Here is a 16,418-nt window from a genome sequence, read left to right as displayed (position 1 = left end):
CAGTCATGGTGGTGGACAGCCAGAACGCCGGTATGCGGCGCCGCGAGGTGACATGTATGCCGGCCGGGGCCGCACGCGCGGCCACGACGTCGCGCTACCCCGGATTATGGGCGGGCACTGGCCCGCGCGGTTGGGCGCAGCCCTCGGACGCGGGTGTGGCCATCAGGGGTGGCGTGGTCGATCTGCACGGTGGTGTGCTCGACGTGAAACTCGTTGTGCAGCACCGTTTCCATGCGGGAGCGGACCGCGTGGCAGTCGGCTTCGCCGGTGACGAGCACATGCGCCGACATCGCCGGCTGACCGGAGCTGATCTGCCACACGTGCAGATCATGCACCTCGACCACCTGGGGTATCGCGGCGATCCTGTCGTTGATCTCGGCCGGGTCCAGGTCTGCGGGGGCGGCCTCTAGAAAGATCCGCCCGGCCTCGCGGACCAGGCCCCACCCCGCTTTGGCCATCAACGCCGCCACCACCAGGGCCGCAATAGCGTCGGCGCGGGCGAAGCCGGTGGCCCACACCACCGCCCCGGCGATCGCGGTGCCGATGAACGCGTACAGGTCGTTGAGGATGTGCTGAAAAGCACCCTCGACGTTCAAACTGGTGCGGTTCGCCCGGCTGATCGACCAGGTGGCGGCAATGTTCACGACGATCCCGGCCAGGGCGGTGAACAGCACCAGCGGGCCGGCAACCTCCGGCGGGGTGATCAGCCGGCGCACCCCTTCGTAGACGAACCACACCGTCAGCAGCAGCAGAGTGATCCCGTTGGCCTGCGCGGACAAGATCTCCACCCGCTTGAACCCGTAGGTATAGCGGCCCCGCGCCGGACGCCGCGCCAGCCGGATCGCGATCAGCGCCAACACGATCGACGCCGCGTCGGTGAGCATGTGCCCGGCATCGGAGATCAATGCCAGCGAGTTCGCCACCAGGCCGATGACCACCTCGACGGCCATGAACGCGACGATCAAGCCCAGCGCGATCCCCAGCCACCTGCGGTCCGCGTCCGCCGACACCCCGTGGCCGTGATCGTGCCCGGTGTCGTCGGTGCGGCCAGCACCGGAGTCGTGGGCAGGTCGCGGCGCCGACGCGGTAGCGTCGGCGCCGCCGTCAGTGGTGCCCGCCATGGCGCCCCCCGTAGTAGCCTCCGCCGCTGAACAAGCCGCCAAGAAAGCCGCCCTGTCGGGGGCGTTCGGCATACATCGGCGGCGCCGGGTAGGGCTGCGGCACATACCCGCCTGGCGGCGGTTGCTGCGGCTGCTGTTGGGCGGCGTAGAACCGGCGCTCGGCCTCGGTGAGCTGCTCAATCTCCCCCAGGTCGAGGAAGATGCCGCCGCAGCCGGTGCACTGATCGATCGTCACCCCGAACCGCTGTACCGGCAGCATCTGCGATGCACACCGCGGGCACAGCAGCGCCGACTCCCTCGCTTCCCGTGATCCGCGCTGGTCTTCCACTTCTCGGCTCCTCTCCGGCCGGTTCCCGATCGACTGCCGGGAGTCTATCTAAAAATGCGTACATATGCATGTGTGCATACGATTCGTCATGCGCCTGGCACCGCGGCTATGTCTCCCGCAGGATCCCAACGCCTGAACGCGGGAAGGGCAACTGAGCGGGGACGCGGTCAGCGGGCATCGGTCCGCGCCGGCTCGGCGGTCGCACAAGCACGGGATGTGCGACGTCTGCGGTCATGCAGCAGGCTTGCCGCCGCGACGGCCGCGCAGACCGCTGCGGGGATGATCAGCGCGTAGCCGCCGAACCAAATACCGGTCAGTACCCCGGCTGCGCCGCCGGCCAGGAACAGCAGCAAGGTCGCGGTAAGGACGGCTGTTTTCCACTTCTCGATTCCGTGCCGGCGGCTGCGGCCCAGCATCAGCCCGAGGTCGGTGATGGTGCCGGTGAAGTGCGTGGTGCGGATCGCCATCCCGCCCAAGCTTGAGGTCACGCCGTTTTGCAGTCCCAGCGCCGCGGCGGCAAGTCCAGCCTGGACCACGGTTCGCTCCACGCCGAACGTGGAAAGTGTCGCCTGGACCACGGTTTCCTCGACCCCGATCGCGGCAAGCAACAACAGCGCGGCTTCAGCTACCAGCACCGCGGCATGGCGCGGGCCGGTGTCGGTGTGGGTGGGCGCCAGAACCGCGCCCGCTGCCGCGGTGCCGCCCAGGAACCCGAACAGGATCGCCGCGAGCACATGGCCTTCATACAACCAGGGGTTCGGGTTGCCCGTGTTCATGCCCAACTCAGTGGTTACCGCGGTGAGGTTGCCCACCGGGAACGCCAACACCAGCAGGGCCACCGCGTTGACAAACCCGGCGACCCCGGCCAGCAGCCCGCTGTACCCGAGCACCAGTACCCGCGGGGCCCACGGCGCGGGCGTCGGCGTATGCGGCATCATCGCTCCCTGTCCGGTGGTCCGCGGCGGGCGCAACGCTAACAACGCAAGCTTACGACCACGTGACCACTTGTCTAATTGTCTGAGTCGCGGCTGCCCGCCGGTGTCGCCGCTGGCGCGTGGTGCCCTCCGACGACCGCTCGAAGCGCCGAAGGACGGATGTGAGGCTTCGACTAGCCACCATAACATGCATACATTACTATGTGTAGATATGTGCTGGGTCGGAGGAGTTTCCTGATGGCTCTCATCGCAGTGGTGCTCTATCTCGTGTTCGGTGTGCTCGGGTTCGGGTGGCGCAGCTGGCGGCAGTGGCGCATGACCGGATCGACGGGCTTTCGCGGTGTCAGCGGCCGGTTCGGATCGCTGGAGTGGATCGCCGGCGTCGGGTTCGTCGCGGCGGTCGTCATCGGTGTCGCCGCGCCGCTGCTTCAACTGGCCGGCATGCTTTTCCCGCTCGAGGTGTTGCTCGCGACGTGGATACAGACGACCGGCGTTGTGGTCGCTGTGGCCGGCATCGGCGCAACCGTCTACGCGCAGCACGACATGGGCGAGTCCTGGCGGATCGGGGTCGACCCCAACGAGGCAACGACGTTGGTGCGCCACGGTGTGTTCGCGGTGGTCCGCAACACGATCTTTTCCGCGATGCTGGTTTTCGCCGCCGGGTCCGTGCTCGTGGCGCCCAATCCGCTTGCGCTCGCCGGTTTCGCGCTGCTGGTCGCCGCGATCGAGCTGCAGGTCCGCGGTGTTGAAGAGCCCTACCTTCGCACCGTGCACGATCAGCAGTACCACGCCTACACCGCCGCGGTCGGGCGTTTCGTTCCCCGAGTCGGGCTGTCCTGACGCCGCGACTGGGTGTGCGCAGGGCCAGCAGATGTTGATGGATCGGGCGGAAACCGCGCTGGTGAACAGCTTGCCGCGGCGCTGGCTGCAAAGCTGTTATGAAGCGCCGCTGCTGGCGCGATGCGGCGGTCGGCTCATCCCGGGATCGCGGGCCCTGGAGATCGGATGCGGTTCCGGATACGGCACGCAGCTGATGCTGGAGCGGTTCGGCGCCACCCGTGTCGACGCGGTGGATCTGGACCCGGCGATGATCCGACGAGCGAGCCGGCGGCTGGCCCGCTACGGCGACCGGGTTCGGCTCGCCCAGGGCAGCGCGACCGACCTGCGTGCGGCGCTGGATGCCGACGACGCGAGCTATCATGCGGTGTTCGACTTCGGGGTCGTCCACCACATCCCGGACTGGCGCAACGCGCTGGCCGAGGTCGCCCGGGTGCTGAGACCGGGTGGGCGGTTCTACTTCGAAGAAGTCACCGCTCATGCCTTGGCCTGCGACGACCGGTTCACCGTCGAACAGTTCCTCGACGAACTCACCCGGTGCGGCCTCGTGGTCCTCGGGTCGATCACCCGCATCCGTGGCGATTATCTGCTCGGGGCCGCCGACAAACCCCTCTCGGGGCAACAGGATCGAGTCTCGCGGCAACAGGATCGAGCGGCAGGTGGTCCTGGCTGCGCCGGCCCGCTTCACGCCGGTTGATCCACCAGCATCTCGGCCGCGACGACGCAACCAGCCCGTGGGTCAGCAGCCGCAGTCCTCACCCCGCCAGGACCGAAAACCTTGCCAGACCGCGGCGGCGGCAACGCCCAGCCCGATCACCGGATCGAGCCACCAGCCGCCGGACCAGTTGGCGGTAACCGCCAGGCCAGTCAGCACCGCGGCGGCCTGCACTGCGCACAGATAGTTCTGCGCGCCCTCCCCGGCGGTGGCCGCCGAGGCCAACCGGGCACCCAGGATGCGTTGGCCACGCCCCAAGACCGGCATCACCAGCACCGCGAACGCGGTCAACACGATGCCGATCACGCTGACCTCGGGGTGGCGTTCACCGAAGAGGTGATGGACCGATTCGGCGGCGATGTAGGGGGCGGTCAGCCAAAACGACACCGCCACACCGATTTGCGCGCGGCGCTCGGCCGTCGCCGACAGGGTCCGCGAACCGGTGAACCGCCAGATCACCACCACGCCGGCCAATGCCTCGGCCACACTGCCCAATGCCCAGCCGGTCAGGGCGACCGACCCAGCCGCCAACCCCTGCCACAAGCCCACGACGGCCTCCACGGCCAGAAACACCAGGCTGATCCACGCCAGCCCCCGCGCCCATCGGGCGTCCCGCAGCCATCCTGCGTCGCGTACAACCGGTGCCGGCGCAGCGTGCCCCGATTCCGCACAGCATGTGTCGTCGACCAACTCGGCGGGACCGCCCGCCGGATCGAAGTCAGCCACCACAACCCCACTATCTGCATTTGATTGCTCTTATGATCAGGCCACGGCGGCGGGACCCACGACCGCCACACCTACCCGCTCGGCAGCAGCGCGCCGCCGCCAAAACCCCACTCATCACCCGGTAGGACCCCGGGTGACCTCGATTGTAGGCGGTCGACACCCCCAGGCCAGGGTGCCTACCGCCAGGAACTGGCGGTAGGCACCCCGTTCATCGGTGCGCGACGCTCACCACACACACGCCGACGTTAGGCGACCGTCAGCGAGGCGGTTCTAGATCCGCCGACGAGACCGAGACCATCGCGCCGCCCCGCCGCTGGCGACCGCCCTCCGTCTCGGTGGACTGGACCCCGCCATCACGCGATCCGTTACCGGCGAGGCGGTAGCGGATCAGCCGGGAGCTGTTAGTGGCCACAGCCACCGAGGACGCGTTGTGCAGGATCGCCGCGAGCACCGGCGACAGCGCGCCGACGGCCCCGATCAGCAGCCCGGCGGCGTTGACCGCGATCGACATGCCGTAGTTCTGCCGGATGACCTGGACGGCACGTGCGCCCAGGTCGGGCACGTCGAGCAGGCGTTGCAGGTTGTCGTTAGCCAATGCGACATCGGCGGTCTCGACGGCCACATCGGTTCCGGCCAACCCCATCGCGATCCCGATATCGGCGCTCGCCAGCGCCGGGGCGTCATTGACCCCGTCGCCGACCATCCCCACGACGTACCCCTCTGCCTGCAGCGCGCGTACCGCCTCGAGTTTGTCGTCGGGGAGTACTTCGGCGCGCCACTCGTCGATGCCGAGTTCGCCCGCAACCGCGGCGGCGGTATCGGAATGGTCGCCGGTGAGCATGACGATCCGGCGTATTCCGTTGGCTCGCAGCTTCGTCAAGACCTCAGCGGCCTCGGGACGGACCTCGTCGCGCAGGCTGATCAACCCCACCAGCGTGCCGTCCACCGCAAGCAGCAGCGGGGTTTCGGCCTGCTTGCGCAGCTTGTCGACCCACTCTGTGGCTTTCTTCGACACCCGGACCTTCTCGGCGCGCAGCAGCGACGGGCTGCCCAGCAGCAGGATCTGCCCATCGGCCCAGGTGCGCATCCCCAGCCCTACCAGCACCTCGCATTGCTCGTGCGGCGGAATACTGATATGGCGTTCCTCGGTCGAGCGGATCACCGCCTCGGCCAGTGGGTGACGCGAGTGGATCTCCGAGCTGGCGGCATAGGCCAAGACCTCCTCGGGCTGCCAGCCCTTATGCAGTGCAACAATATTCGTCACCACCGGGCGTCCCACCGTGAGCGTGCCGGTTTTGTCGAACACCATCGCGTCCACCTGGCCCGCCCGCTCCAGATGCGAGCCGCCCTTGATCAGGATGCCGCGGCGCGCCCCGTTGCCGATCGCCGCACTGATCGCCGTCGGCGTGGACAGCCCCACCGCGCACGGGCAGGCGATCAGCAGCATCGTCATCGCCCGGCGGACATCGCCGGTGAGCACCAAGGTGAGTGCCGACAGCAGGAACGACGCGGGCACGAAGCGCCGCGAGAAGTTCTCCCCGACGGTCTGGATCGGCGCCCGATCGAGCTGGGCCTCCTCGACGCGGGTAACGATGCGGCCGATCACCGTTTCCTTACCCACCGCGCGGGCGCGTACCACCAACCGTCCGCGCACCACCACCGACCCGGCGTGCACCGCTGCCCCCGCGATGATGCTGACCGGCAGGTTTTCCCCGGTGATCGCGGCCTGATCGACAACCGCCTCCCCGTCGATGACCTCGCCATCGACCGGGATCGCCACGTGATCGTGCACGATCACCTCGTCACCGATCTCCACCGTGTCGATCGGCACCTGGACCTCGGTGCCGTCGGCGGTACGGATCCACGCGGTGTCGGCGGTGCCGCGCAGCAGCTCGGAGATCGCCCGCCGGGTGCGCCGCACGGTCAGATCTTGCAGATACTCACCGATATTGAGCAGCCACAGCACGGTGAGCGCGACCACGTTCTCGCGCAGGACAAGGCTGGCGATGATCGCCGCAGTGACCAACGTGTCGGTGCCCGCGCGACCCGAGCGCAGCGACCGCAGCGCGCCGCGCAGGAACGGATAGCCCATGAAGACGGTTGCCCCGGTGGCGACCAACTGCCCGGTTGGGCCCAGCATCGGCGGCCGCCGGAAGCCGTAACGGCGCACACCCAGTAGGAACAGGGCCGCCCCGCCGATGACCATGCGCAGCACATCGGTGTTGCGGACGTCAGCTGATCGCGGCGTGCGCGCGGGGATCATCTCGTCGGCCACATGCTCAGCCGCGGCGATCGCCGCTAGCAGCGACGGCCGATCGGCGCGCCGTGGCGAGTACCACACCACCACCGATCCGGTGTGTGGGTAGGCGTGCACTGCCCGCACCCCGGGCTGGCGGCCCACCGACTCTTCCACCGCCACGGCACGACGCGAATTCGAACAGACCCACGCAACCGTGACCCGCATCCGCCCGGCCGCATCGGAAGCCACCTCGAAAGCAGGATCATCGACAGCCGCATCCGACACGATCGTCAGCGCGGCATGGTTGGCAGCAGTCACCGACGCCATCAGTGGTCGTGGTCGTGGTCGTGCACGTCAGCGGCGGCAGGAGGCTGGACCTCTTCGCCGATACGCTCGCGGGCCTCGGCCATCACATCGGAGGCCTTCAGCCGGGCCGACTCCGCGACGACCTCGGCGCGCCGCGTCCCGCGCAAACCCAACTCCGTCGTTGCGACGGCGGCCCGGCGAACGGGCGCCTTCCCGAGCGCCTTCTTCAACACCTCGTAGGCGCTGACCCCGACCAGCCCGGTGACCACCGTGGCCCCCGCTTTCGCCAACAATCCATACATTGCGATCAGTAACCTTTCGTTCCGCTTCTGCCCCAGTTGGCATACCGCTCAATCCTTCGCCGCTGACGTTAACATCTAAACATTGCAATATCAACATGTATTATGGATCCGCGGGTGTCGGACGCTGCTTGCCGCGACCCGGCCACAGCCGAGCTCCTGCGACCATGGGGGCTGCCCTGAAAGGGGATTCATGCAGCAATTCGTTATCAGTTTCGGGCTGGTCGCGGTCTTTGCGCTGATGGTGGCCGAGTCGGCCGGCATCCCGATTTCCTCCGAGGCCACCATGCTGCTCGGTGGAGCGCTGGCCGGCGGCGCGGTGGCCGGCATACACATGGACCTCCCGCTGGTGATCGCGGCCGGCACCGCCGGCAACCTGGCCGGCAGCTATCTGGGCTGGGCGGCGGGCCGCTACGGCGGCCGGGCCGCCCTGCGCCGCTGGGGCCACCACCGGTGGCTAAACAAGGCCCACCTCGACCGAGCGCAGCGATGGTTTGCCCGCCACGGTGCCGCCTCGGTGTTCTACGGGCGCCTGCTGCCGGTCATCCGCAGCTTCATTTCGCTTCCGGCCGGGCTCGCCGGTATGCGACCGGCCCGCTTCGGCATCTACACCCTGCTGGGATGCCTGCCCTGGACCACGGCACTGGCCGGAGCCGGCTACGCCATCGGCGCGAACTGGCGGACCGTTGCCCACTCTTTGCACTCGCCCGCCGCCCTCATCATCGCCGGGACCCTCGCCGTCCTCATCGCCGCCGCGACAGTCTTCATCATCCGCCGCCGCCGTGCTCGCCGCGCTGGTGAACGCTCGACACTGCTGCTCGTGGAACCGACCAGCTGCACCGGTGAGCGCCGCCCGATGGGCGACCATTAGGTAAGACCGCCAGACAGCGGCGGACCTACCGGTCTGCCAGCTCTGGTCCGCTGATCTGCAGCACCGCCGGCGATGAACTCGCGGCCCGCCGTCGCACGAGCCGTGCCGCGCGAAGGCCTTGGGCATCGTCACATTGCCGAGGGCAGCTCACGCCTTCGCCCCAGGCCGCGCTGTTCGGCTGCGACTTCCCTCAGCGCCCGAACTATGCTCTGGGCTCAAAGGCGCACCTTACCGGCCTATTCGCCGGAACCGGCTAGCAAAACAGCCTCGTGACCACGACCACGACGAAGGCGGGAACCCCGACCACCCGTGTGGCCCTGGGATGATTCATGGCGCTTCAGGCTCGTCGAGGCAATGATCGGCCTCGACCGTTGCCCCCTGATGTGGGGCCACACCCATCCGCGCTTGGTGGTCCTGGCAATTGTGCTGGTGCTCGCGCCCTGCTGACTGGTGTCCCGTGGGCAGCAGTACACCACACGCACGCGACCGAGCACCGCGCCCGGGCCGATGATCGCCTACGCCGCCTACCCCGTACCAGGGGCCTGCGGATTCACCGTTGCCGGTCGGGCGCGCCTTGGTCGAGTCACGCTCGCTGTCTTCGAATCAGTGGCAGAACGTCGCCGCCCAGGGTGTGGGAAGCCGCACGGTTTGGTATCCAGAGTTCTAGTCGCTCGGGGTCGATGCCGAAGGTATGCGACGCTGCCATGTACGGCGCATCCCCGTAGGTCGACGATAGCATGTGCCACAGCAGAATTGGTTCTTCAACCCCGACCTCGACCGGCTCATGTTTGCGCCATCCCCTTGATGACACCTGAATCATCAGCGACCTATGCCGATCGGGAGAGATAAGACGCAGATCCCGGCCTCGCTGGATCAATGCCTGTATCGCGATCCCCCAGCGGGCCTTGATGCGCGCGTATCCGTTAAGGCTCAGTGACTCTGAGATATCGGCTGCGGCTACTTCGCTCGGGTATAAGAACGCGCCGGCAAAGCGGTGCGCTTCTTTCTCGCGTAACCGCTCGTCACCCACGTCCCGGTGGTGATGCAGCTTCAAATGGCCCAGCTCATGCGCGACTGTGAACCGCTGCCGGTCGCCGGCACTCGTCGGCGTGTACATCACCAGTGCTGATTTCGGTGTTGCTCTGGACATCCCGGAATGGCCATCAAACGCTGGATGTTCCGCCCCGAGTCGAACCAGCGGGGCAACGGCCGCCCCTGCACGCTCAACGGCACGCATGACATGCGTAATGGGTTGGTTCCGCGGAATCCCGAGTTCATCCCGGGTAGCCGTTGCGATACCTTCGATATCCGCGGCGGTGATATCAGCGGTGACCGGTTCAAGAGCTAACGGCGTTCTTTCCGATGCCTCCATAAGTCGACTGGCAATGCGTTGTAGCTCCTCGAAGCAGCGCAGCGCAGCCCTGGTAGCTTTGGCGCCCGCACCGGCGGTCTTACGAAAATGCACTGCTGCCGGGTCCACGGGCGATGACACCGAATCGAAGAACGACAGCGGCATTCGCACGGCCGCGCAGACTGTAGCAACCAATGCTGGCGACAGCTCTCGATCGCCCCTTTCGACCGCGGAGATCGTCGATTGAGGTACACCGGCCTTCTGAGCCAGTTCGGTTTGTGTCAGCTGGAGCAGTTCGCGAAGGTCGTTTAGCCGGGCACCGGGGCTAGGCGCTCCCGCCACTGCCGTCCTCCTCGTCGTAGCTGACCGTGGTCTCGTCAAGGTCTTCGTCTAGGACCTCGAAACGCATTGCCTCGAAGTCAGTTTGCGTTCGCGGGAGGTCGGCCGACAAATCGATCGGCACACCGCGGTGCGAGCTACCTGGCCCTATGGGGCGCACGACTCGCAGTGAGACCTCGGCGTCGCATTCATCCCATAATGTCAGCAGGTTGTGGGAGAGGTTTTTGGACGCCCCCCACAACGCCAGCTGCGCGCACGGCCGGTTGCGATAGTAGGCACGGCGGCGGGTGTTGGATCCGGCGCACGGCACACCGCCGGGAGTGGGTGCCTCACGTAGGAGCCGTATCGCTAAGTCACTGCCTGAGTGAATGAGGTGGATAGCGCCGTTTTGACTATGCCGCTTCCAATCGATGGACCAGCTGTCGACCGCGTGCGCGCTCAAGTAGTCGAAGACCTCGCTGCGGTAGTGCGCGGTCCGTAACCATCGCTTGTCGTCACCGGTGGTGATGCCCAGCACCTCAAGCCGATGCCGTGCATGGCCGAAGGCGTCATGGAGCGGTTCGACCAGCGGCGATATCCGATGTACGAGATGCTGAATGTTTCTCACGGCGCGATAATATCGCGATGATGCGATATTATCGCGCTTAATGAAACAGCGTGTCGCGAGAAGCGCGGCCGGTTTGGCCCGGTGGAGACCGGCGTACCACGCCGACAACGCGCGGCGGCCACCGCCACGACGGACGCCCTGATCAGTAGGCCGCGCAGTACATCTCAACGAGGGCGCTAGGACTGCTCGTCCCCGAGGCGGTGGACGGCTTGGGCGGTGTACGTGGTTTTGACCGCGCCGCCTGGCGTGGTTTCGATCTTCATAATCGCGTCGATGCGTACCCTGTCGCCGACGGCGAGTCCGCGGGTTTCGTGTCCGCCGATCCGGCCGAGTTTGACGGTGACGGTGTCGCCGTCGTCTTGTTGGATCAGCCAGGATGATACGGCGCTGACGGTGAGGTATTCGCCGATGACCTCGACGTACTGCTCATCGAGGTTGGCGTTTTCGACGGTGGTCGCGATGTAGGCGGCCGCGGCGGCGGATACGGTGACCCTGCGGGTGGTGCGTTCGGGTTGTTGCCAGTCGATTTCGATGTCGAATCCGGCGCGGTCCAGCGTCTTGGACAAATCGCGCACCGCGGAGGCGGTACGGGGCCCCATCTCGCCGAGTTCTCGCACGAACACCGAGTTCGCCGGGCTAGGGCCAATGTCATTGCCGGCGGTGAATACGTCGATGGCCGCCCCGATCGCGGTGTCGAGCAGCTGGTCGGTGGTTTCGAGTTCGGCGAACATGCCGACCTTGCCGTCCCCGTGTCCGGTTTCGGTGATCGGCGAGGTTGCCGGCATGATCGTCAGCACGATCGAACCCGGGCCGGGTGAGGCCTTCAGCAGCAGATCGGTGCGGTGGCGCACGTCGGCGTTGGGTTGGCGCCCCAATGATTTGTCCCCTTGCTGGGCGGCGCCGACCGCGGTGGCCAGCCGCTGAAATCCGGTCATGACCCGCGCCACCTCCGACACCCGTGCCGACGCACCGGTCACCCCTTCGCCGGTGATGCGGATGTTGCCCCGCGAAGCGCGGGTGCGGCCCAGGCCGTCGTCGTCGTCGATCAGGGCCTCGATGCTGATCCGGGACAGGTCGTCAGGCGTGGTCCAAGTCGGTGAGTCGTCGCCGGCCATCGCGGCCAGGATCGCGGCCTGCATCCGGTCCAGCTGTTCGTCGCTGTCACTGGTAGTCATCGACGATCACCTCCACATAGCCGCGGCGCGGCAAGGCGTCGTCCCGCGCCGGGATCGAACCGCGTGTGCCGCATCGTATTCGCTGCAGGTAATCATCCACCTGCCCGCGGCGTTCAAGGTACGGGGTCAGATAGCGGTCCTCGGTGTTCGGGTCGGGCTGGCAGTGCCAGGCGAGGAGTTGAGTGTCCACCTGCACTCCGACAATGCGGCGGACCTTACCCCGTTGGGCAAAGGCTGCCAGCGTGTGGACGCTGGTGGGGTTCAGGTGCGCCTTGGCCAGCTCAAGGTCCTCGGCCCAGTACGCACAGGACACCACCTGTGGTTCGGGATCGTCGGAAAGGAATTGCCCGTAAAGCCACGCGGCGTTGACGTGCACGTGTCGGCGCAGCAGGTTCGTCGCAGACTCCCAATCCTGCCACAGCCTCTGTCGATGAGCGCCACGCCCGTCGACGAAGCGCTGACGCACCTCGATCCGGGTTGCACGATATCGGCCGGGGGGCAACAACCCGTGCGTTGGGTCCAACTCCGGAATCACAACACCGCCCCTTCTGCCGACCGCCGTGCGCGAGTGGCTCTACCTGACTGCGTGCGCTGGTCCGCCGTCCCCCTGTCCTACGGTCAACTGTGACCATGGTGCGCCATCGGGTGCGTCCTGGTCGGTCGACGCGGCGAACAGCGCATCGATGACCTCGTCGATGCGTGCCACCGCGTCGCGCGCCGCCTCGGCGAGCCGCTCGGCCGCCGCTGGCTGGCCGGTGTCGGCCAGCGCGGCCTGCAGGTTTTCCCGCGCGGCCAGCAACCGGCCGAAATCCGCCCCGGCGGCGGCCGGGGCCTCGCCGGCGGTGAAGGCGCGGATCAACTCATCGAGCGCCTTGCGCTGCCGGGTGCTCATCCGCTGGGCTTCCCGCGGCGGCTGATACGCAACATCCGAGGGGGCGCTCACTCCCGCCGCCGCGAATGCGGTGTTCTCCGAGACATCGGCCAGATAAGCGATCGCCCGGATCGACGCATCCGAGGGCCGGGTCGCGTAGGTACCCTGCCGTAGCCGGTTGAGGGTCGCGTGCGAGATATCGTGACCGGCGCTCTGCGCCAGCTCCGCCAGCCGGCGTCCCGACGCGCCACCGTGCCGCTTCACTGCAACATCAATCAGGTCGATCAACGACCTCGGAGTCTTCACCATGGCTTGGCACCCACTTCCCGGCTACGCTGACGCGCGCGCGTGCGCGCGCGAGCCCCAGTGTTCTGGAACATGGAACACGAGTCAAGCGCAACACGCCGTTGCGCTACGGGCGCAATCAAATCACAGGAATGTAACCTGCCTCATGTGACGGACGGCATCGGTGGGTTAGGCGGTAGCACGCCGGGTCACGCTGCGGCGGTTCGGAGTGCGGCCATGCTCGGGCCAGATCGTCCGGCCCAGGGCGTCTTCCAGCCGGGCCAGCGAACCGATATCGCACAGCACCGTGCCGGCCAGGATGCGCCCAATCGTGGTATGGGCGACCCCGCTGGTGGTGGCCAGCGCGCGCTGACCCGTCGCGGCCTCGGCCATCGCCGCGCGCAGCGCACGCGCGAGGCCCTGCGCGGCGAACGCCGACGCCGGGGCATCGGCGACCAATTCGGCATCCGGCCACGCCCCCGAGGCCACGTAGGCCACCGGTGGCCGGTCGGCGTTGCTGCGCGGCATGCGCCCACGATAACCGCCGATGCCGTCGCACCGGCACGACTTGTCAGACCCCTCTGCTCAAATGGTGCATACATGCACCGATATGGACGGAGGCGACGTGCACAACCAGTCATCGAAGGTGCCGCGCCATGGTGAGCGCCGGCGAGCAGCTGACCCTGCCGTTGCGCTGGGGGCCCGCCATGGCTGACGGCAGCCTAGACACGGCCGTGCAGACGGTGATCGGCGCCTGGATCGACGACGGCGTGCTGGCCGCGCAGACCCTGGACAAGTTCGGGTTGCTGCTGCGCCGGTTCGCCCGCTTCGCCGCCGCCCACGACACCACCACGCTGGCCGCCGTCGATGCGGCGCTGGTCGCGAAATTCGTTGCCGCCAAAGGACGGGCCCGGCATGGCTGCGTGTCAGACGCGGCGGTTGCAACGATGCATAACCGGCGCGCAGCACTTCGGGCGTTCTACCGCAGCGCCCGTCGTCTGCGGTTGACCCTCGATGACCCCACTACCGACATCGACGTTCCCGCCCGGCAATCGTCCCCACAGCGGCCACTCTCCAATGACGAGGCCGCCCTGGTGCGGCTATTCGCCGAACACGCCACCCCGACCCGCCACGCCGCCACCGCCGCGTTGCTGCTCGCCGGCGCGCACACCTCCGAGCTGGGGCACATCAGCGCCGCCGACATCGACCCACAGACCGCGACCGTAGGGGCGCACGGATCGCGCAAACACCGCCCGCGCGTGTTGCCGCTGGACACCTGGTCGGTGCGGGTGCTCGCTGAACGCGCCGACTACCTCACCGGCCCACTACCTACATCGGCCGCGTCGCCGGTGTTGTGCACCGCCGCCGGCGGCAGCGACGCCCATAAACAAGCCCGCGTCTGCGTCACGGTGCGCGACATCCTGTCCCGCGCCGGGCTCTCCGAGGACTCGGGCATCCGTCCCGCATCGCTGACCGCTTATGCCGCCCGACGTGAGTTCGACCGAACCGGCCGGATCGAAGATGCCGCCCACCGCGTCGGCGCGTCGTCGCTGGACGCCACCGCGGCGCTGATCGGCTACGACTGGCACGACGGGGGGTGATCCGCCGTGAGCAGGAAACCCGCGACGCCCGACCAGGCCGACGCCTATGGCGCCGGGCGGATTCAGCAGCGTCAGCTGCACCGGATCGCCACACCGATGGATCTCACCCTGCTCGAGATCGACACCATCGAAGCCGTCGCGTCCAGCGAACTCATCTATCGACTTGCTGAAACGCTGCCCGTGCATGAGCCTGGCACTCCGGGTCGGCTCCCGCACTATCCGTCCTGGGTGTATGTGCTGCACAAGGCGCTGGCCGGGGTGTTGGGCTCACACAGCAAAGCCGCCCGCGCGATGGCTCACCCCGCCTACTGGCGTTCGATCCGCCATCACGCCGCTGCCCATCACGCACCGAAAGCACGGCGGTGCCCCCCGCAGCGCTGGCACCACAACTACGCCCAACACCTGCTCGACGAGCACGCCAACGAGCTGCTCGACGCGTTCCGGCCTTTGGCCCGCCGGTTGGCCATCGAGCTCGGCTGCCTGGACCCCGCCGCTACGGTGTCGCACACCGATCCCGCCCGCGGACAATACGTCGTCGGCGATGGCACCGTGGTGGCCGCGCCGGTCCGCAAGATCACCGCCGAGCGGTGGGCCGAACAGGGCGGACGCACCGTGCACGCCGGTATCGAGGTCCAAAACGGCGAATATGACAGCGAATTTCGTTGGGGCACCAAATTCGTGCTACTCGGCACCCGACCGGACAACGTCCGCAACAACCGTGTGGTCCTCGACGTCGACGCCGTGCCGGCGGGCAAGGGCTACGGCGGTGAAGCCCGCATCGCCGTGGACATGATCGACCGCGTCATCGCCGACCCAGACAGCCGCTGCGACGGCGTCTGCTACGACGGGGCATTCCGCGGTAAGCACATCGACCACTGCATGAAACGCGGTCTCACCGTGCTCTCACCGGTGCACGATGGCACCCGAAAGCCCACCGCACTCGACCGCATTGACTGCAAATGCGGCGAGTCCCACGAGCTGTGGACCGCCGATGGCCGCATCTGCGAGCGGCAGGTCCTCGACACCGGACACAAACACCTCCAGACCTGCCCGACCAGCAAGATCTTCTCCCGCCGCAACGCCGACGGTAGCCACCGCTGGTATCTGGAATTCGCGACCCCGTCGTGCGGCACCGTGCACCGCGAACGCATCGACACCACCGCCGAGGACTGCGCCCGCGGCCACAACCGCGCCGAACACCTGCGCCAGCACGTCAAGACCGATGACGGCGAGAGTGTCTACGACCGCTGCTACGGCTGGCGTGAAGATAGCGAATCGCTGAACAACACCCTCGACCGTACCCTCTACGGCGGACGCATGATCGCCTACAGCGCCGTGCGACAACTGACCGTCATGCTCGGATTCGCCATCGGCCGCAACGCCATCGCAGCCTATCTGCACCGACGACGACAACCCGAAGAGCGAGCCGCCTAACGCTGTTACCACGACGATGGTCATCGCACGTCGACCACGGCCGCCCAGACGTCGCGTGGCATTTGTCATGCCAGCTAAACTCACACCCGCCACACCGTGACCGGCCGCCACTTTGTATTGGCCCGTCCGGAATGGCACCGGGACGCCCCGGACACCGCTAGAATCCGCTGGTGTCACGCCGATCGGCGGGATTTTAGTCAGGTATTCAAAGACGTCCCCGGCCCCCGTAGCTCAGGGGATAGAGCACGGCTCTCCTAAAGCCGGTGTCGGCAGTTCGAATCTGCCCGGGGGCACCATGTGCCTGTATTACGTCGGGTGATGCTTGACGTTTCGGCTTCGGGTGATGCTTGACAGTGTTTCGGCTGATGCTTGTCAGTT

Annotated in this window: 17 protein-coding genes and 1 tRNA gene; 6 read left to right on the top strand and 12 right to left on the bottom strand. The window is 67.3% G+C overall.

Annotated features, from left to right (window positions below):
• Nucleotides 1-104: 104 nt before the first annotated feature.
• The 3 genes from AWC16_RS02795 to AWC16_RS02785 form a co-directional block, all read right to left on the bottom strand.
• Entirely contained in the window at nt 105-1,121 is a 1,017-nt protein-coding gene (locus AWC16_RS02795) for a cation diffusion facilitator family transporter (protein WP_085263293.1), read from the bottom strand.
• On the bottom strand, nt 1,105-1,449 hold the full coding sequence (locus AWC16_RS02790) for a TFIIB-type zinc ribbon-containing protein (protein ID WP_082108488.1): 345 nt from the start codon (nt 1,447-1,449) through the stop codon (nt 1,105-1,107). Before AWC16_RS02790 ends, AWC16_RS02795 begins: the two co-directional genes overlap by 17 nt.
• A 167-nt stretch (nt 1,450-1,616) precedes the next feature.
• Nucleotides 1,617-2,384 (bottom strand): DUF1275 family protein, encoded by a 768-nt coding sequence (locus AWC16_RS02785; RefSeq protein WP_085263410.1) that lies wholly within the window; start codon nt 2,382-2,384, stop codon nt 1,617-1,619.
• A gap of 237 nt (nt 2,385-2,621) precedes the next feature.
• Between AWC16_RS02785 and AWC16_RS02780 the strand changes: the two genes are divergently transcribed.
• Both AWC16_RS02780 and AWC16_RS02775 read left to right on the top strand, forming a co-directional pair.
• The gene (locus AWC16_RS02780; protein WP_046285971.1) at nt 2,622-3,224 is read left to right on the top strand and encodes a methyltransferase family protein; all 603 of its coding nucleotides are present in this window, start codon (nt 2,622-2,624) and stop codon (nt 3,222-3,224) included.
• Between the two features lie 37 nt (nt 3,225-3,261).
• Entirely contained in the window at nt 3,262-3,918 is a 657-nt protein-coding gene (locus AWC16_RS02775; protein WP_082108384.1) for a class I SAM-dependent methyltransferase, read from the top strand.
• Nucleotides 3,919-3,960: 42 nt separating this feature from the next.
• Here AWC16_RS02775 and AWC16_RS02770 read toward each other — a convergent pair whose 3' ends face one another.
• The 3 genes from AWC16_RS02770 to AWC16_RS02760 all read right to left on the bottom strand — a co-directional run bounded on the left by AWC16_RS02770 (nt 3,961) and on the right by AWC16_RS02760 (nt 7,515).
• Nucleotides 3,961-4,626, bottom strand: a complete 666-nt coding sequence (locus AWC16_RS02770) for a cation efflux transmembrane domain-containing protein (RefSeq protein ID WP_046285981.1) — start codon at nt 4,624-4,626, stop codon at nt 3,961-3,963.
• Between the two features lie 292 nt (nt 4,627-4,918).
• Complete coding sequence (ctpC, locus tag AWC16_RS02765) at nt 4,919-7,126, bottom strand: manganese-exporting P-type ATPase CtpC (RefSeq protein WP_224865678.1); 2,208 nt, start codon at nt 7,124-7,126, stop codon at nt 4,919-4,921.
• Between the two features lie 101 nt (nt 7,127-7,227).
• Entirely contained in the window at nt 7,228-7,515 is a 288-nt protein-coding gene (locus AWC16_RS02760; RefSeq protein ID WP_105295685.1) for a DUF1490 family protein, read from the bottom strand.
• Nucleotides 7,516-7,699: 184 nt separating this feature from the next.
• On the opposite strand from AWC16_RS02760, the gene AWC16_RS02755 reads away from it, so the two are divergent.
• Nucleotides 7,700-8,377, top strand: a complete 678-nt coding sequence (locus AWC16_RS02755; RefSeq protein WP_082108382.1) for a DedA family protein — start codon at nt 7,700-7,702, stop codon at nt 8,375-8,377.
• A 583-nt stretch (nt 8,378-8,960) separates the two neighbouring features.
• On the opposite strand, the gene AWC16_RS02750 is transcribed toward AWC16_RS02755, so the two are convergent.
• From AWC16_RS02750 to AWC16_RS24885, 6 genes are all read right to left on the bottom strand, one after another.
• Nucleotides 8,961-10,070: a helix-turn-helix domain-containing protein gene (locus AWC16_RS02750; RefSeq protein ID WP_046285973.1), complete on the bottom strand. Its 1,110-nt coding sequence runs from the start codon at nt 10,068-10,070 to the stop codon at nt 8,961-8,963.
• Nucleotides 10,054-10,674 (bottom strand): hypothetical protein, encoded by a 621-nt coding sequence (locus AWC16_RS02745; RefSeq protein ID WP_224864599.1) that lies wholly within the window; start codon nt 10,672-10,674, stop codon nt 10,054-10,056. Before AWC16_RS02745 ends, AWC16_RS02750 begins: the two co-directional genes overlap by 17 nt.
• Before the next feature lie 176 nt (nt 10,675-10,850).
• On the bottom strand, nt 10,851-11,849 hold the full coding sequence (locus AWC16_RS24615) for a hypothetical protein (RefSeq protein ID WP_046285974.1): 999 nt from the start codon (nt 11,847-11,849) through the stop codon (nt 10,851-10,853).
• Nucleotides 11,836-12,384: a DUF6932 family protein gene (locus AWC16_RS02730; RefSeq protein WP_046285975.1), complete on the bottom strand. Its 549-nt coding sequence runs from the start codon at nt 12,382-12,384 to the stop codon at nt 11,836-11,838. Before AWC16_RS02730 ends, AWC16_RS24615 begins: the two co-directional genes overlap by 14 nt.
• Nucleotides 12,385-12,423: 39 nt before the next feature.
• Nucleotides 12,424-13,029 (bottom strand): hypothetical protein, encoded by a 606-nt coding sequence (locus AWC16_RS02725; protein ID WP_046285976.1) that lies wholly within the window; start codon nt 13,027-13,029, stop codon nt 12,424-12,426.
• Between the two features lie 165 nt (nt 13,030-13,194).
• Entirely contained in the window at nt 13,195-13,533 is a 339-nt protein-coding gene (locus AWC16_RS24885) for a helix-turn-helix domain-containing protein (RefSeq protein WP_224864597.1), read from the bottom strand.
• A 128-nt stretch (nt 13,534-13,661) separates the two neighbouring features.
• On the opposite strand from AWC16_RS24885, the gene AWC16_RS02715 reads away from it, so the two are divergent.
• The 3 genes from AWC16_RS02715 to AWC16_RS02700 all read left to right on the top strand — a co-directional run bounded on the left by AWC16_RS02715 (nt 13,662) and on the right by AWC16_RS02700 (nt 16,336).
• Entirely contained in the window at nt 13,662-14,606 is a 945-nt protein-coding gene (locus AWC16_RS02715; RefSeq protein WP_224864596.1) for a site-specific integrase, read from the top strand.
• A gap of 6 nt (nt 14,607-14,612) precedes the next feature.
• The gene (locus AWC16_RS24880) at nt 14,613-16,040 is read left to right on the top strand and encodes a hypothetical protein (RefSeq protein ID WP_224864595.1); all 1,428 of its coding nucleotides are present in this window, start codon (nt 14,613-14,615) and stop codon (nt 16,038-16,040) included.
• A gap of 220 nt (nt 16,041-16,260) precedes the next feature.
• Nucleotides 16,261-16,336, top strand: a tRNA-Arg gene (locus tag AWC16_RS02700).
• Nucleotides 16,337-16,418 lie beyond the last annotated feature (82 nt).

Origin of the sequence: Mycolicibacter longobardus (assembly GCF_002102265.1) — a bacterium.
Taxonomy (GTDB): domain Bacteria; phylum Actinomycetota; class Actinomycetes; order Mycobacteriales; family Mycobacteriaceae; genus Mycobacterium; species Mycobacterium longobardum.
This window is presented reverse-complemented; position numbering and strand designations above follow the sequence as displayed.

Coding starts and splice junctions, on each gene's coding strand:
- ctpC (WP_224865678.1), bottom strand. CDS start 7,126: ATGCGGGTCACGGTTGCGTGGGTCTGTTCGAATTCGCGTCGTGCCGTG.
- AWC16_RS24885 (WP_224864597.1), bottom strand. CDS start 13,533: ATGCCGCGCAGCAACGCCGACCGGCCACCGGTGGCCTACGTGGCCTCG.
- AWC16_RS02785 (WP_085263410.1), bottom strand. CDS start 2,384: ATGCCGCATACGCCGACGCCCGCGCCGTGGGCCCCGCGGGTACTGGTG.
- AWC16_RS24615 (WP_046285974.1), bottom strand. CDS start 11,849: ATGACTACCAGTGACAGCGACGAACAGCTGGACCGGATGCAGGCCGCG.
- AWC16_RS02780 (WP_046285971.1), top strand. CDS start 2,622: ATGGCTCTCATCGCAGTGGTGCTCTATCTCGTGTTCGGTGTGCTCGGG.
- AWC16_RS02715 (WP_224864596.1), top strand. CDS start 13,662: ATGGTGAGCGCCGGCGAGCAGCTGACCCTGCCGTTGCGCTGGGGGCCC.
- AWC16_RS02755 (WP_082108382.1), top strand. CDS start 7,700: ATGCAGCAATTCGTTATCAGTTTCGGGCTGGTCGCGGTCTTTGCGCTG.
- AWC16_RS02775 (WP_082108384.1), top strand. CDS start 3,262: ATGGATCGGGCGGAAACCGCGCTGGTGAACAGCTTGCCGCGGCGCTGG.
- AWC16_RS02725 (WP_046285976.1), bottom strand. CDS start 13,029: ATGGTGAAGACTCCGAGGTCGTTGATCGACCTGATTGATGTTGCAGTG.
- AWC16_RS02795 (WP_085263293.1), bottom strand. CDS start 1,121: ATGGCGGGCACCACTGACGGCGGCGCCGACGCTACCGCGTCGGCGCCG.